13 protein-coding genes and 1 tRNA gene are annotated in these 17,326 nt (G+C 34.8%); all 14 read left to right on the top strand.

Going from position 1 to position 17,326, the window contains the following annotated elements:
* Positions 1-28 precede the first annotated feature (28 nt).
* Positions 29-105 (top strand) — tRNA-Arg (locus HMPREF9402_RS10090).
* Between the two features lie 81 nt (positions 106-186).
* Positions 187-1,155, top strand: a complete 969-nt coding sequence (locus HMPREF9402_RS10085) for a hypothetical protein (protein WP_006785047.1) — start codon at positions 187-189, stop codon at positions 1,153-1,155.
* A gap of 80 nt (positions 1,156-1,235) precedes the next feature.
* Positions 1,236-2,519: a trigger factor gene (gene tig, locus HMPREF9402_RS10080; protein WP_006785048.1), complete on the top strand. Its 1,284-nt coding sequence runs from the start codon at positions 1,236-1,238 to the stop codon at positions 2,517-2,519.
* A gap of 177 nt (positions 2,520-2,696) precedes the next feature.
* Positions 2,697-3,923 carry an ATP-dependent protease ATP-binding subunit ClpX gene (gene clpX, locus HMPREF9402_RS10075; protein WP_006785049.1) on the top strand — a complete coding sequence of 409 codons (1,227 nt, stop codon included), beginning with the start codon at positions 2,697-2,699 and terminating at the stop codon, positions 3,921-3,923.
* Between the two features lie 216 nt (positions 3,924-4,139).
* Positions 4,140-6,464, top strand: a complete 2,325-nt coding sequence (gene lon / locus HMPREF9402_RS10070; protein ID WP_009607291.1) for an endopeptidase La — start codon at positions 4,140-4,142, stop codon at positions 6,462-6,464.
* 12 nt (positions 6,465-6,476) lie between these two features.
* Complete coding sequence (gene yihA / locus HMPREF9402_RS10065) at positions 6,477-7,103, top strand: ribosome biogenesis GTP-binding protein YihA/YsxC (RefSeq protein WP_006785051.1); 627 nt, start codon at positions 6,477-6,479, stop codon at positions 7,101-7,103.
* Between the two features lie 260 nt (positions 7,104-7,363).
* Positions 7,364-7,792, top strand: a complete 429-nt coding sequence (gene mraZ / locus HMPREF9402_RS10060; RefSeq protein WP_006785052.1) for a division/cell wall cluster transcriptional repressor MraZ — start codon at positions 7,364-7,366, stop codon at positions 7,790-7,792.
* 12 nt (positions 7,793-7,804) lie between these two features.
* Positions 7,805-8,737, top strand: coding sequence for a 16S rRNA (cytosine(1402)-N(4))-methyltransferase RsmH (gene rsmH, locus HMPREF9402_RS10055; protein ID WP_006785053.1), 933 nt, complete (start codon positions 7,805-7,807; stop codon positions 8,735-8,737).
* A gap of 20 nt (positions 8,738-8,757) precedes the next feature.
* A complete protein-coding gene (locus HMPREF9402_RS10050) occupies positions 8,758-9,111 on the top strand; it encodes a hypothetical protein (RefSeq protein WP_006785054.1) in 354 nt (117 codons plus the stop codon).
* Between the two features lie 51 nt (positions 9,112-9,162).
* Positions 9,163-11,376, top strand: coding sequence for a penicillin-binding protein (locus HMPREF9402_RS10045; RefSeq protein ID WP_009607283.1), 2,214 nt, complete (start codon positions 9,163-9,165; stop codon positions 11,374-11,376).
* Between the two features lie 211 nt (positions 11,377-11,587).
* Complete coding sequence (locus tag HMPREF9402_RS10040; protein ID WP_006785056.1) at positions 11,588-13,495, top strand: stage V sporulation protein D; 1,908 nt, start codon at positions 11,588-11,590, stop codon at positions 13,493-13,495.
* Between the two features lie 24 nt (positions 13,496-13,519).
* On the top strand, positions 13,520-14,971 hold the full coding sequence (locus HMPREF9402_RS10035; RefSeq protein WP_009607284.1) for a UDP-N-acetylmuramoyl-L-alanyl-D-glutamate--2,6-diaminopimelate ligase: 1,452 nt from the start codon (positions 13,520-13,522) through the stop codon (positions 14,969-14,971).
* Between the two features lies 1 nt (position 14,972).
* Positions 14,973-15,941, top strand: coding sequence for a phospho-N-acetylmuramoyl-pentapeptide-transferase (gene mraY, locus HMPREF9402_RS10030; RefSeq protein ID WP_009607289.1), 969 nt, complete (start codon positions 14,973-14,975; stop codon positions 15,939-15,941).
* A 38-nt stretch (positions 15,942-15,979) separates the two neighbouring features.
* Positions 15,980-17,326: UDP-N-acetylmuramoyl-L-alanine--D-glutamate ligase (gene murD, locus HMPREF9402_RS10025; RefSeq protein ID WP_009607282.1), on the top strand; the 1,347-nt coding region annotated here is incomplete at its 3' end.

Genomic DNA, 17,326 nt, shown 5'->3' with positions numbered 1-17,326 from the left:
GTAGAAAACAACAACAAAACAACAACATGTCTCGGTAGCTCAGCAGGATAGAGCAACGGCCTTCTAAGCCGTCGGTCGGGGGTTCGAATCCCTCCCGGGATGCCATTAAAAAGTAAATTTTGAGAACTGCATTAGTAGTTCTTTTTTTATTATAATTAATAAAAATGCTAGATCCAGAGGTGAAACATGTCTCGAGTTATTGATTTTCCTACAAACTATGAACAAAAAATAAACAAGGCAGATGAATTGATTGATAAAGGATATATTGATCAAGCGATTTGTCTGATTGAGGATTTTATTGAACAATCGAATCCAAGTCAAGGGAAGGAATTGCTTCAAAAAAAGTTATTAACCTGTTATTTTATAAAAAAAGAGTTTGATAGTGTTGAGGACGTTTTGAGTCAAATGCCTGTTGGTTTAGGAGACTTATCGATACTTGCTCATCGTTTTTTACTTTATCATTTTGATCAGAATGATGTTTTATTAACTGAGCTAGAAGCGGACTGTAAAAAAAACTTATCAGTTTTTGCCTATAAAAATTTGCAGGAGTTAATCGCTCAGCTTAAAACATTTTACGAAGAATATTGGGTTCAATCCATTGAAAAACAAGTTGTTCGCTTAAATGAAGGGTGTTCATTTGAACAGTCTTTGTTAATTCTTTCGGATTTGTCCCAATATTCAAATGAGGAATTAGGCTATTTTAAACAACCCTTAATCACATTTTATGAACAAGCACCCTCTCCTATTTTGAAAACGATTCTGTTTGAGTTGTTAGCCAAAAAAGAATTGAATTGGAGTTTGCCACGGGCTAATGATTCAGGAGAATCTGAAGGAATGATTTTGACTAATTTACAGACGTTAATGCCATTTAATAAAAAATTAGAGCAAGTGAATGAAATAATCGAACAAATGGACTTATTTGATGAGGTTAAGGTTCTTTTGTCTTTACAAGTGAATCTCTTTTATCAGTTTTGTTTTCCTAACTATGAAACCCTAGATTTATCGCTTGTCATCGAGCGGTTATTAGCGTTAATTATGGGAGAAAATGACGATTTTTTAGCAAGAGATGATTTAAGTTCGACGAATAGCTCTATAATAAATTACACAACTTGTAAATTGAGTCAGTATATACTAAGTTTATCATCATTAATGTAGAAATTAGGAAAAGCCTATGTTATAATTTAAAAGTTGTTACAAAGATGTAAACGCAAGGTTAATAGATGGAGGTATACATTATGGCAGTTAAAGTTGAAACAGTAGAAACAAATAAAGTAAAATTAACGATGACTATTTCTGCAGAATCATTTGATAAAGCATTAGATACAGCATTCAAAAAAGTATCTAAAAATTTAGCAGTACCAGGATTCCGTAAAGGGAAAATGCCACGTCAAATGTTCGAACAAAAATTTGGTGTAGAAGCATTATATGAAGATGCATTAGAGGTTGTATTACCAGGAGCATATATGCAAGCAATTCAAGAAACAAATATTGCACCTGTTGCTGCGCCATCTTGGGATATCGAACAAATCGGTAAAGGGCAAGAGTTAATTGCATCAGCAACTGTTGTAGTTAAACCAGAAGTTGAATTAGGACAATATGCAGGAATCGAAGTTGAAAAATTATCAACTGACGTAACTGAAGAAGATGTTCAATCAGAATTAAACGGGTTATTAGAACGTCAAGCTGAAATCGTTGTAAAAGATGGAGCAGTAGAAAATGGAGATACAGCTGTTATCGATTATGAAGGATTTAAAGATGGTGTAGCATTCGAAGGTGGAAAAGGGGAAAACCATCCATTAGTTATCGGATCTAACTCTTTCATCCCAGGATTTGAAGAACAATTAATCGGAATGACTGCTGGTGAAGAAAAAGAAATCAACGTTACATTCCCTGAAGCTTATCATTCAGCAGATTTAGCTGGAGCTGAAGCAACATTTAAAGTAAAAGTTCATGAAGTGAAAACTCGTGAATTACCACAATTAGATGATGAATTCGTTAAAGATTTAGATCGTGACGGAATCGAAACAGTTGAAGAGTTAAAAGCTGATTTAGAAAAAGTAATCAAAGAACGTAAAGAAACAGCAGCACGTAATCACGTGATTGATACAGTTGTAGAAAAAGCAACTGAAAATGCTAAATTTGACATTCCAGTTGAAATGATCGATGCTGAAGTGGCGCAAATGGTTAAAGAAGCAGAACAACGTTTCCAAATGCAAGGATTCAACTTAGATTTATACTTCCAATTCACTGGAACTGATTTAGAAGGATTCAAAGCACAATTACGTCCAGAAGCTGAAAAACGTTTAAGCTATAACTTAACATTAGAAGCAATCGTTAAAGCTGAAAACATCGATGTAACAGAAGAAGAAGTAGATGCTAAATTAGTTGAAATTGCAGGAGCTTATGGACGTGACGTTCAAGAGTTAAAAGCTGCGTTACCAAGCTTAGCCATGTTAAAAGAAGATTTAAAAGTACAAAAAGCTGTTGATTTCATCGTTGAAAAAGCAATTTGCAAATAATAACAGTCTATAGTAATAGATAGTACTTAATGAGGCGCGTATCCTTCGTGCCTCATTTTGTGCAATTTAAGCATTTGCAAAAAATGTCTAAAAACGACGTTAATAAAATGCAATGCTACTGAATATATATACTAATACATGGATGATATCAGTTATCTGTATATGGAGGTGTAAAGAATGAATAACATCGATATTACGTGTTCGTTCTGTGGTAAAAGCCATGACGAAGTAAACAAAATTATTGCGGGGCCTGGTGTGTATATCTGTGATGAATGTATCCAGATGTGTTCAGAGATTATTGAAAATGAGCAGTCAGATGAATTATGTGAAGAGTTTAAAACATTACCGAAACCAAAAGAAATTTTTGATTTATTAAACGAGTATGTGATTGGTCAAGAAGATGTTAAGAAAGTTCTTGCGGTTGCGGTTTACAATCATTATAAGCGTTTAACATCTAATCAAGATGATAGTGATGGTGTTGAAATTTCAAAAAGTAATATTTTATTACTTGGATCAACTGGAAGTGGAAAGACATTATTAGCTCAAACGTTAGCTAAGGTATTAGATGTTCCATTTGCTATTGCAGATGCAACCTCATTAACTGAGGCAGGATACGTAGGAGAAGATGTTGAAAATATCTTACTTCGACTGTTACAAGCAGCTGATTTCAATGTTGAAAAGGCCCAAAGAGGGATTATCTACATTGATGAGATTGATAAAATTGCACGTCGTTCAGATAATCCATCCATTACACGTGATGTATCTGGAGAAGGCGTACAGCAAGCTTTATTAAAAATTTTAGAAGGATCTGTTGCTAATGTACCGCCACAAGGTGGGCGTAAACATCCAAATCAAGAATTTATTCAAATTGATACAACGAACATTTTATTCATGGCAGGTGGGGCTTTCGCTGGTATTGAAGAAGTGGTTAAACGTCGTATTGGTAAAAAAGTTATTGGATTTGGTGCTGATTCTAAAGCTAATAATTTAACTAAAAAAGAAATTTATGCTCATATTCAGCCAGATGACCTATTGAAATTTGGTTTGATTCCAGAATTTATCGGTCGTTTCCCAATTATTGGTGCCTTAAATCCGTTAGAAGTAGAGGATTTAATTCGTATTTTAACAGAACCTAAAAATGCATTAACGAAGCAATATGAAAAAATCTTTAAAATGGATAATGTGGAACTGGTGTTTGACGAAGGAGCTATTACAGCCATTGCTGAAAAAGCCGTTGAACGTAAAACAGGTGCACGTGGACTTCGTTCTATAATCGAATCTATCATGACAGATGTAATGTTTGAGATTCCTTCAACTGAGAATATTGAAAAATGTATCATCACACGTGATGTTATTGTTGATAATACAAAACCAACACTTATCTTTAAAGATGGCGTTGCTTAATGAAGGAAGAAGTAATTATTTTATTTCGTATAAAATATCAAAAGTTTTTTATGTTATAATAGTAGTAGAGAATGGGAAGCGAATCGCTTCCTTTTCTATATCAATGAAACTGTCCGTCCATGATAAACATGAAAAGCAAACAAAGACAGACACAATCCGATATTGTGATATGTAGCATGATACGTCGTATGCAAAGTACTAGTGAGGTGAGTGGAAATGAGAATAGATGTAAACAGTGTGGAGACACATACACTTCCAGTGTTACCTGTGAGAGGTGTGATTTCTTTACCTAATACAGAAATTCGTTTAGAAATTGGACGTCCACAATCAATCGAAGCGTTAGAGGTTTGTGAAGAATACTCAAACTATGTTATTTTAGTTTCACAAGTTGATCCAAATGTGGAAGTTCCGCAAAGTGAAGATTTACTCCAATACGGAACAATTGCCAAGGTAACGATGAAAATTAAGTTACCAAATGGACATTATAAAGTAAAGTTTAATACTTTAACACGAGTTGAAATACAAGAATATACTCAGTTAGAGCCTTATTTCATGGCGACAGTTCAGACGATGCCATCAACTCCTTTACAAGAAGAACAAGAAATCGCGATTATGCGTCTATTAAAAGAAGCGGTTGTTGAACATGGAAGTTCTTTATTTGTTCATCCAAATGATGTAAAAGAATTGGTTGAGAGTGCAACGAATGCAGATCAAGCAACGGATATTGTTGCCTTCTATTTACGTATATCAGAAGAAGAAAAGGTAAAATATCTTCAAGAAACAAATGTTGAGGAGCGTTTAACCTTATTATTAAAAGATATCGAGAAAGAAAAATACATCGCTGATCTTGAAATGAAAATTAATCAAGAAGTTAAACGTTCGGTAGATGCTCATCAAAAAGAATTTTATTTACGAGAAAAAGCAAAAGCAATCCAAAAAGAATTAGGTGATGATTACTCAAAAGAGGCGGTCAGTCAAGAATTCAGAGAAAAGTTAGAAGCATTAGGAGTTCCTGAAGCAGTTAAAGCTAAGGCTTTAGAGGAGATTCGACGCTTTGAAATGTTACCCTCTAATTCAAGTGAATCAGGTGTGGTTAGAACGTATATTGAGTGGATTCTAGCTCTACCATGGTCGATTCAAACAACCGATAATACAGATATTTTATTTGCAGAAGAAACTTTAAATAATCAACATTTTGGATTAGAAAAAGTTAAAGATCGCATTTTAGAATATTTAGCGGTTAAAACGATGACAGGTAAAAATCCTTCGACTATTTTATGTTTAGTTGGACCTCCTGGGGTTGGGAAAACATCACTTGCAAAATCGATTGCAGATGCTTTAGGACGAAAATTTGTCAAGATATCACTTGGTGGTGTTAAGGATGAATCTGAAATTAGAGGACATCGCCGTACTTATTTAGGAGCATTACCAGGGCGAATGATTCAAGCGATGAAGAAAGCGGGAACGACAAATCCAGTCTTCTTGTTAGATGAAATTGATAAGATGGCGAGTGATTATAAAGGAGATCCGGCTTCTGCGATGCTTGAGGTTTTAGATCCTGAACAAAACAGTCATTTTAGTGATCATTACTTAGAAGAAGAATATGATTTATCAAATGTCTTGTTTATTGCAACAGCTAACTATTTAGAAAATATTCCGGCACCACTTCGTGACCGTATGGATATGATTCATGTAGATAGTTATACAGAACAGGAAAAAACGGAAATTGCGAAACGTTATTTGCTACAGAGACAGTTAGAGGCTCATGGCTTAACGAAGGAACAGCTTTCGATTGATGAAGCGGTGATTTTAGAGTTAATTCAATATTATACTCGAGAAGCTGGTGTGCGTCAGTTAGAACGCCAAATTGGCTCTATTTGTCGAAAAGTTGCTAGAAAATTATTAGCCGAAAAAGTAGAATCATTACATGTGGATTCTTCTATGCTTGTTGAGCTATTAGGAAAACATAAATATACACATGGATTGATTGAAACAGAAGATCAAATTGGTGTCGTGACAGGACTTGCGTATACTCAATTTGGAGGAGATATTTTACCTGTTGAAGTCACATATTATAAAGGGACGGGCAAAATGGTTTTAACAGGTAAACTAGGTGATGTTATGAAAGAATCAGGGCAGGCTGCGATTAGTTTTGTTCGTGCAAATGCTAAAAAGTATGGCATTGACCCAGATTTATTTAAAGATCATGACATTCATATTCATGTGCCAGAAGGAGCAACTCCGAAAGATGGCCCATCTGCAGGGGTGACCATGGTTACAGCGTTAGTCTCTGCTTTAAGTCAAAAATTTGTAAAACGCGAAGTGGGAATGACAGGAGAAGTGACACTCAGAGGTCGTGTTTTACCAATAGGTGGATTAAAAGAAAAATCAATTTCAGCTCATCGAGCAGGATTAACAACTATCATTATGCCAAAAGATAATGAAAAAGATTTAGATGAAATACCGCAAAGCGTAAAAAGACAAATGACGTTTATTCCTGTTTCAACGATAGATGAAGTTTTACAGCATGCGTTACGATAAGGTGTTGAGAATATGCATATAACAAAAGCAGAATATATAAAAAGTTGTGTCAAAGCGGAACATTATCCAACAGATGGATTACCAGAAATGATTTTTGCAGGACGTTCGAATGTTGGAAAATCCTCATTTATCAATTCACTGACAAATCGTAAACACTTAGCACGTGTTTCAAGCCGTCCAGGGAAAACTCAAACATTAAATTTCTATAACATTAATGATATGATGTATTTAGTTGATGTTCCGGGATACGGTTACGCCAAAGTGAATCGCTCGTTAAAAGAGTCATTTGGACGTATGATTGAAGAATATTTAGTTGAACGTGATGAATTAATCTTAGGTGTTTTATTGGTGGATTATCGTCATAAACCAACAGCGGAAGATATTGCAATGTATCAGTTATACAAATACTATGAAATCCCAAGTGTTGTGATTGGAACGAAAAAGGATAAAGTGAACCGTAGTCAGTATAAAAAACAAGAAAAACTCATTAAGGAGACGCTTGGATTTGATCAAGATGATGTTTTTGTGGCTTACTCTTCAGAAACTCATGAAGGTCGTGATGAGGTTTGGGAAATTTTCTTAGACTTAATCCAACAATACAATGATATTATTCAAGAAATGGAACATGAGGAAGAATAAAATAAAGAAGCTATCTCGAAACAAGAGATAGCTTTTTAATGTGAGAAAATAAAACAAAAAATGACAGATTAAACGATAAAGTAGCGTTATTTTTTGGAAATATCAAAAGAAAAACTTTATTATATGAAAAAAGGAAATATTATAGAACTTTTTCCTTAAAAAATTTTTAATTTTGTTTTAAATCAACCTTAGATAATGTATAATTAATGGTGAAATGTGGATAGTTAGATAGAGATTGTGGAGATAAGTGGTGAATATAAATGTTTATTGGTGAGTTTCATCATAGTATAGATGCTAAGGGTCGTTTGATTATGCCTGCTAAGTTTAGAGAGCAGTTAAACGAATGTTGTGTTATTACTAGAGGGATTGACCAATGTCTATTTATTTATCCGATAGAGGAATGGAAGATATTGCTTGAAAAAGTGAATGGGTTACCTGTTAATCGTAAAGATGCCCGCCAATTTTCACGCTTTTTTCTTTCTGGTGCGTGTGAATGTGAATTTGATAAACAGGGAAGAATTAATCTATCAACACCCTTAATGAATTATGCAGGGCTTAGTAAAGATTGTGTTATCATTGGCGTCTCAAATCGAATTGAAATTTGGGAGAAAGAAAAATGGACGCAATATTTTGATTTCTCTGTAGATTCTATTTTAGATATTGCCGAAAATATAGGATTTGATTTATAGGAGGTTACAACCATGTTTAATCACTACTCAGTTTTACTTCGTGAATCAATTGAGAATTTAGAGATAAAAGAAGATGGTATTTATGTTGATTGCACCTTAGGTGGTGGCGGACATAGTAGTGAAATCTTAAAAAGATTAACTACAGGACATCTGTATTCATTTGATCAAGATTCATTTGCAATTGAGAATGCAACGAAACGTTTAAAAGAAATTGGAGACAATTTTACAATTATTAAAAGTAATTTTGTTCATTTGAAAGAAGAATTAAATGCACGTGGGGTAATGAAAATAGATGGTATTATTTTTGATTTAGGCGTATCATCGCCACAGTTTGATACACCTGAACGTGGATTTAGTTATAATCATGATGCGAAGTTAGATATGCGTATGGATCAAGAGGCTGAATTATCAGCATATGAGATTGTCAATGAGTGGGAATATAAAAATTTAGAATATATTTTCCGTGTTTATAGCGATGAAAAATTTTCAAAACAAATTGCACGTGCCATTGAACGTTATCGCGAAAAACAACCGATTGAAACGACTTTTGAGTTAGTAGAAATTATCAAATCTGCGATTCCAGCGCCGGCAAGACGAAAAGGTGGTCATCCTGCTAAACGTACCTTCCAAGCATTACGTATTGCGGTAAATGATGAATTGAAAGTATTTGAAAAGGCATTAAAAGATGCCATGGATATGTTAAATGTTGAAGGGCGAGTGGCTGTTATTACCTTCCATTCTTTAGAAGATCGTATTTGTAAACATATGTTTAAAGAACGAAGTGAAGCAAAAGATCTTCCAAGAGGATTGCCAGTTATTCCACAAGAATTCCAGCCAGAATTTAAATTAATTACTCGCAAACCAATTGTGGCAGATGAAACAGAGTTAACGGAAAATAATCGTTCTCATTCAGCAAAATTAAGGGTAGCTATGAAAATGAAGTAGAATAAGGGGGAAGAGAAATCATGAATACTGCGGTTAAGCAATTAGAACAAATTGAGGTTTCGCATTCATCGCAACACGTCAAAAGAACAGTCGTTAAACGTAAGAAAAAAAGTTTATACAATTTTACTAATTTAGCAATTTTAACAGGAGTTGGAGCTTTTTGTTTGATTGCTGGGAGACTCTATTTAGACGCTCAAATGACTCAAATTCATTATGAAACAGAGGCGTTAAAATTAAAAATTTCGAACCAGATTGTTGTGAATGAAGAATTGTATTCAAAAATTGCGGAACTTTCAACTTATTCACGTGCTATGGAAATTGCCAAACAAAATGGACTTTCGACTTATAATAACATTGTAAACATTGGAGAGTAAAATCCTCATAGAAATAAATCAAGAAGCAAATGTATGGTGAGGATGATTAGTATGAAAAAAGAAAGACGACTCAATCACACAGGAAGAAAGATGCTAGTCATTATAACAGCTTTCTTCTTGGTCTTTTTTTTATCCATTGCCTATCATTTTATCGAGATGGCACTCACGGGTGAGAAAAAAGGTCATGATTTATATCAGTATGCGCTTAATGTCTATTTAGCTGAAGAACAAGTGCAGGGTAAACGTGGAACCATTTATGATCGTAGTGGTGTTGCTTTAGCAGAACAGTTAACGTCATATACCTTATATGCTAACCTATATGAAGGTTATGGAGATGTGGTAGAAGATATTGATGATACGGCTAATAAGTTAAGTACGGTCATCGATTTATCAGCAGCTGAAATAAAAGAAATTTTATCTAAAGATCGAAAACAGGTTGAATTTGGAAATGCCGGTCGTCAATTAACCTATTTAGAAAAAGAAAAAATAGAACAGATGAATTTAAAAGGGATTAAGTTTACGGAAAACATCAAACGGTTTTATCCTAATGGGATGTTTGCCTCTCATACGCTTGGATATACGAAGTGGGATGAAGTCAATCGTGTCCTTGAAGGCGAGATGGGAATTGAGTCGTACTTTGATGAGTATTTGCAAGGAAAAAATGGACGTATTCAATATTTAAGAGATAAAAAGGGATATGTTCAACCAAATAAAGAAGAATTTGTATTAGAAGAGGCAAGTGATGGCTTAGATATCTATTTAACACTTGATTCGACGATTCAAACCTTATTAGAAGAAGCCATGGATAATGTTTGGGAAAGTGCGAATCCACAGAGTTTAGTTGCCGTTGTCGCTAATCCTAAAACAGGAGAGATTTTGGCAATGGGAAGCCGTTCAAGTTTTGATCCTAATATAAGAGATATTGAAAATTATAATAATCCAGTGATCTCTGATCCATTTGAACCGGGATCGACGATGAAGATTTATACCTATGCTGCTGCTATTAATGAAGGAAAATATAATGGAAGTCAGTACTTTCAATCGGGATCACGCTTAGTGAATGGTTCTACTATACGAGATTGGACCCAGACTTGGGGGACGATTACCTACGATCAGGGGTTCTATCGTTCGTCAAATACGGCAATTATCGATCTTTTAACGAATGGAATTACGCCTGAGACGAATATTGAATATCTTGAAAAATTCGGTTTTGGAAGTCAAGTAGGATTACCCTTACCAAGTGAATCAGCAGGAACATTACCGACTGATTGGGATGTGACACAAAAAATAACAGCTGGATTTGGTCAAGGGATTTTAACGACTCCGATTCAACATATTCAGGCCATTACAGCTATTTTAAATGAAGGACAGTTAATTCAACCTCAACTGATTGAACGTGTTTATGATCCTAATCAGGAAAAAGATGTTTATCAATTTGAGCCGATTAAGCTAGATAATCCTATTACGGCACAAACGGCAAAACAAGTAAAAGATTTGATGGTTGGTGTTGTAGCCGAGGAAGATGGTTCAGGACGTCTTGCTTATAGTTTAGATGGTTTTACAAGTGGTGGGAAAACCGGAACGGCTCAGATTGCGGATGGTGCTAATGGATATCTTGCTAATGAATATTTGTATAGTTATATCGGATTTGCACCTGCAGATGATCCAGAGCTTGTGATGTATGTGGCCATGTCAAGACCTGAAACAGGTGGACACGACCAACTTGGACAAATTTACCGTTACGTCATGCAAACAGGATTAACGTATTTAGGAGCAGAAAAAACACCTATTTCAAACATTGAAGATGTCTATCAAAATGTTGAAGTGAATCAATACATTAATCAAAATGTTGAAGTGGCCAGTCAACGTTTGATTGAGGCTGGTTTGCAACCGATTGTGATTGGATCAGGAAATCAAGTTTTTGCACAATCTCCTTCAGCAGGAAATATAGTGGTGAGTGGGAGTAAAGTCTTTTTACAAACAGGTAAAACATATGAATTACCTAATTTTGAAGGTTGGACGAAAGATGAAGTCGTTCGTTTTGCTGAATTAGCTTCATTAAAGGTTACCTTTAATGGAGAAGGATTTGTGACATCGCAATCATTAGCTCCTGAACAAAAGATTCAGTCTACTACTGAGATTGTGATTGAGTTGACGAAAACCCCATCTCAAAATGTGACAGAAGAGGCGCATGAAGAAAACGAATCTGAAGATTCTTCTGCCGAGATAGAAATATCTCAAGAAAATGAACCAGTAAATGACTAAATTTTAGCCTAATAACGCTTTGAATAGCGTTATTAGGCTTTTTTTTATTTAAATTCTGCATAAATTAAATAGAATTGTAATAAAGTTGAATAAAAAAGTAATGTGTAGAGACGATTACGTATTTACTAAGAAAAAGACTCATATAGTTATTATGTAGGTTCAAAGTGATCATAATTGTCATATTAAATTTTACATGAAGGGGGAGCAATGGATGAAACAAGCAGGAGTCATACAACGACGATTACTTATCTTTTTATCAATTGTACTAATTTATTTTATAGCATTATTTATTCGACTTGGTTACTTGCAAATTTTTGACTCAAATGAATTGGTACAAAAAGCAGAAGAACTTTGGTCACGAAATTTACCGATAGAAGGACAAAGAGGAATTATTTATGATCGTAATCACGAAGTGATTGTTGGTAATGAAGTAGCGCCATCTGTGATTGTTATTCCAAGGCAGGTAACAGATGTTGAGCATACTTCTGAGGTATTAGCTGAAATATTAGGTGTGTCGGTTGAAGAGGCTAATCGACATGTCACGCACCGAGTTTCAGTCGAAAGAATTCAACCAGAAGGAAGAAAGTTATCAAACGAGCAAGTGGTTGCGATTCAGGAAGCGAATTTAGATGGGGTTTACTTAGTTAATGATGTCAAACGTAGTTATCCATATGGAAGTTTGCTCGCTCAAACCATTGGATTTACAGGAATTGATAATCAAGGAATTACAGGACTTGAGTATGTTTATAATGATTATTTAATGGGAGCTAATGGGGTTTGGCAATACTTTTCAGATGCAAAAGGGAATCCACTTCCACAGTTTTCAGATTCTTATTCCCCTGCATCTCGTGGATTAGATATTGAATTGACGATTGATTTGCATTTACAACAAATTCTTGATCGAGAATTTGATAATGCTGTGGCAAAATATGATCCAGATCAAATGATTGGGATTATTATGGATCCGAAAACAGGAGAGATTTTGGCTTTATCGTCACGTCCAACATATGAACCAGAAAATTATCAGGACTATGATCAAGAGATTTTTAATCGTAACTTACCGATTTGGTCAACGTATGAACCAGGTTCAACATTTAAAATTGTAACGTTCTCAGCAGCCCTAGAAGAAGGGGTGATGACTCTTGAAGATCGATTCTTTGATCCCGGATATGCAATGGTTGATGGTGTCAGAATACGTGACTGGAAAGCAGGGGGTCATGGCGATCAATCGATGCTTGAAGTCATTATGAATTCTTGTAACCCGGGATTCATTGAACTCGGAATGAGACTTGGTAAAGAGAAATTATTTGAATATATAAAAGCATATGGATTCAATGAAAAAACGGGGGTTGATATGCTTGGAGAATCACAAGGGATTATTTTTAATCCTGATAATATTGGAAATGTTGAGTTAGCAACTTCTTCATTTGGACAAGGGAACTCTGTCACGCCAATTCAGTTAGTAACAGCGGTCAGTGCAGCAGTTAATGGTGGGAATTTGATGCAACCTTATATCGTGAAACGTATGATTCACCCTTATACAAATGAAATTTTATATGAGCGTCAGCCAACGATTAAAAGACAAGTTATTTCACAGGAAACATCAGATACAATGAGATATGCACTTGAAATGGTTGGCGCACAAGGTAGTGGTAAAGGAGCTTATATTGATGGTTATCGTGTAGGTGGAAAAACCGGAACGGCTCAAAAAGCTCGAAATGGGGCCTACGTTAGCGGGGAATATATTTTGTCATTTGTTGGAATTGCTCCAATGGATGATCCTCAGTTAGTTGTTTATGTGGCGATTGATAATCCTAAAAATACGATTCAATATGGAGGGGTTGTGGCTGCTCCAATTGCACGTTCTATTTTAGCTGAAGCACTACCCTATATTGGGGTAGAACCAAGAGAAGAACAGATTGAAAAGAAATATAACTGGCTGGATACTCAGTATGTAACAATTCCAGATTTTGTAGGACAAGAAAAGAAAAATATCGAAACATCATATTTATATAATATTGAATATTATGGAGAAGGAACAAAAGTCATTTCACAGCAACCCGAAGCATACACTAGAACGATAGAGGGCGGAACTATTCGATTATATTTAGGTGAATAATAATTGAGGAAAGGATGAATGAGGATGGATTTAAAACAGATGAGTGAACTGTTAGGATATACGTTAGAACATGAGAATCAGGAAATTAAAAATTTAGTGTATGATTCACGGCAGGTAACGAAAGGAAGTGTGTTTTTCGCTATCAAAGGGCAAGATAGTGATGGGCATCAATATATTGAAGATGCAGTTCGTAATGGTGCTATTGCAGTTGTTGGAGAAGAGTCTTTAAATCCAGCGTGTTTATATTTTGAGGTGTTTAATACAAAAAAAGCGTTGGCTATTATTTCGTCTAAGTTTTATGGTGAGCCATCTAAAAATATGAATTTAGTAGGGGTAATAGGAACCAATGGAAAAACAACCATTACGTATTTAATTCAACATGTTTTTGAATGTTTAGGCATTGATAGTGGCTTAATCGGAACGAATGGTTCGTGGGTGGGACAAAAGAAAAAAGCGTCTCGTACCACGCCTTTAAGTCCAGATTTGAATGAGTTGCTTCAAGAAGGGGTTCGGCATAACCTCCCATATGTTGTGATGGAGGTTTCTTCTCATGGGATAAAAGAAAATAGAGTGGATCAGTTGGACTTCGATCGCTTAATTTTTACGAATATTACAGAAGAACATTTAGATTATCATAAAACGTTTGAAGATTATTTATTTACAAAGATGCGACCGTTTATTCAATTTAGTGATTATGATGATAAAAAAATGGCAATTATAAATTGTGATGATGAGCATGCCTCATCCTTTATTAGTGTAACAAATAGCAAGATATTAACTTATGGATGTCAAGCAAAAGCAGATATTTTTGCAAAAGACATTGAGTATAGTTTAGAAAGAACAAATTTTTCATTGTATGTAAAAGGTCAGTTTATCTGTCAAATGACAATCCCTTTATTTGGAAAGTATAATGTATATAATGTGTTATCTGTCTTAGCTTATTTTTATTCATTAGGTTACGCCCCGGAACAAATTGTCCCATTTATTGAGAATGTTTCAGTCATTGAAGGAAGATTTGAGTATATTCAGGCACCTTCTGGGGTCACTGTTGTGATTGATTATGCCCATAATCCGGATGCTATTTTTCAAGTGTTATCTTGCTTAAATGTTATTTCGACAGGAAATATTATTACGGTGCTAGGGGCAGGTGGAAATCGCGATAAAGCTAAACGAAAAATTATGGGCCGTCACGCCACTTATTTATCGGATCATGTCTTCTTTACTAGTGATAATCCACGTAATGAAGATCCATTAAGTATTATTTATGATTTGTTATCAGGAACGAGTAGTGTTAATTATACCGTCATTGTCGATCGTGAAAAAGCAATTGAGGCAGCCTTAAAAAAAGCAAAACCAAATGACTTTGTTGTTATTTTAGGAAAGGGACATGAAAAAACGCAAAATATTAATGGTAAAATTGTTCCATTTAATGATAAAATAGTCGTTGAAGAAGTGATTAGAAAAAGGGGTATTTAACATGTTAAAATCAATTTTATTTGTATTAATCGTTTCGTTTTTCATCGCGACGATTATAGGTCCATTTTTTATTCCTTTTTTACGACGTTTAAAATTTGGACAGGCCATTCGTGAAGAAGGTCCAAAGTCTCATCGTAAAAAATCGGGAACGCCAACGATGGGTGGAATTATTTTTATGACTTCAATTGTTGTGACGGTATTAGTAACGGTATTTGTTACGGGCTATGCCACAATGAGTCATCAATTAATCATGCTACTCTTAACATTAGTAGGATTTGGAGCTATTGGTTTTGTTGATGATTTTATTATTGTCGTTCGTAAAAATAACGAAGGGTTGAAACCAAAGCAAAAATTATTTGCACAGCTTGTTCTAGCAGCAGTATTTTTCTATTTATACTTAAGAAATGGGTATCCAACAACAATTTCGTTCTTTAATTTATTTGACTTAAATTTATACTGGATTTATGGATTATTTATTTTATTCTGGATGGTTGGTTTTTCAAATGCCGTCAATCTGACAGATGGATTAGATGGATTATGTGGTGGAGTTAGTGTTATTTCATTCGGAGCTTTTGGAATGATTGCGTTAGCTCAACAACAAACGGATATTGCATTATTCTGTTTTACAGTGGTAGGAGCCTTACTTGGGTTTTTAGTGTTTAACTTAAATCCTGCTAAAGTGTTTATGGGTGATACTGGTTCATTAGCACTAGGGGCAGCTATTGCAGCTGTTTCGATTTTATTAAAGCAAGAATTAATTCTTGTTATTATTGGTTTAGTTTATGTTATGGAAACTTTATCAGTTATTCTTCAAGTTGCCTATTTCAAACGCACAAAGAAAAGATTATTTAAAATGGCTCCAATTCATCACCATTTTGAATTATGCGGATGGGGAGAGTGGAAAGTTGTGACTTTCCTCTGGGCTTTTGGTTTCATCTGTGCGATTTTAGGATTAATCATTGCCATCTAATATAGATGGCTTATCTTTTAATAAAAGGAAGATTTGATATGAATAAAATAAATAGCTATGTAAATAAACGAGTTCTTGTGATGGGGTTAGCAAAAAGTGGGAAAGCAGCGGCTCGAATGCTTAAAGAGTTAAACGCTGAGGTTGTGATTAATGATCGAACGCCACTTAGTGAAAATGAAGATGCAAAAGAAATGGTAGCAGAAGGATTCGAAGTGATAACAGGTGGTCATCCATTAGAATTGTTAGATCGAGATTTTGATTTAATTGTTAAGAATCCGGGAATCCCTTACCTAAAAGTGCCCCTTCTAAAACGTGCTCAAGAATTAAAGATTCCGATTATCACGGAAGTTGAGTTAGCTTTTGAAATTTGTGAAGCACCGTTTATCGGTATTACGGGAACAAACGGTAAAACGACGACGACAACCCTTATCTATGAAATGTTAAAAGAAAGTACGTTAAATCCATTAATTGCTGGAAATATTGGAGAAGTCGCAACAGAGGTTGCTAAAGTTGCTCAGGCAAATCAAGTTTTAGTGACGGAACTTTCGTCTTTTCAATTAATGGGAATGCCTTTATTTAGACCACGTATTTCATTGTTGTTAAATATCACAGAAGCACATTTAGATTATCATTTGAATCTTGATGAGTATCGACAAGCCAAATTAAATTTAATTAAAAATCAAACAAGTGATGATTATTGTGTTTATAATAGTGAAGATGATGTGATTGTGGAAGGGATTAAACAAACAAAGGCCACTTGTATTCCGTTTTCTTTATCAGAGAAAGTAGAGGGTGCTTATATTTTAGAGGGAGCAGTTTATTTTAAAGAAGAATGGATTATAGATGTTAAAGATATTTTATTAAAAGGAGATCATAATCTTCAAGATGTTTTAGGTGCAGTTGCAGTTAGTCTCTTATATGGATGTGATTTAGAAGCTATTCGAACGGTTTTAAAACGATTTGCTGGCGTTAAACATCGTCTTCAATTTGTTGGTGAGATTAGGGGAGTTAAGTATTATAATAATTCTAAAGCAACTAATATTATTGCAACGCAAACGGCATTAAAAGCCTTTGATAGCCCTATCATTTTAATTGCTGGTGGATTAGATCGAGGTCATGATTTAAGTGGATTAGTCCCATATTTCAATAAAATCAAATCGATTGTGACCTATGGAGAGACAAAGCATCGATTTAAAGCATTAGCAGATGAGCATTTAATGCCATGTACTGTCTATGATCATTTAGATCAAGCAGTTGAAGATGCCTATGAGCAGGCTATAGCAGGTGATATTGTTTTATTCGCTCCAGCTTGTGCAAGTTGGGATCAATATCAAAACTTTGAACAAAGAGGCGATCATTTTATAGGGTTGGTAGAAGGACTTAAA

It is taken from the genome of Turicibacter sp. HGF1 (assembly GCF_000191865.1).
Classification (GTDB): Bacteria; Bacillota_I; Bacilli_A; order MOL361; family Turicibacteraceae; genus Turicibacter; species Turicibacter sanguinis.
The sequence above is the reverse complement of the archived record's forward strand: the minus strand, read 5'-3'. Positions and strand labels throughout refer to the sequence as shown.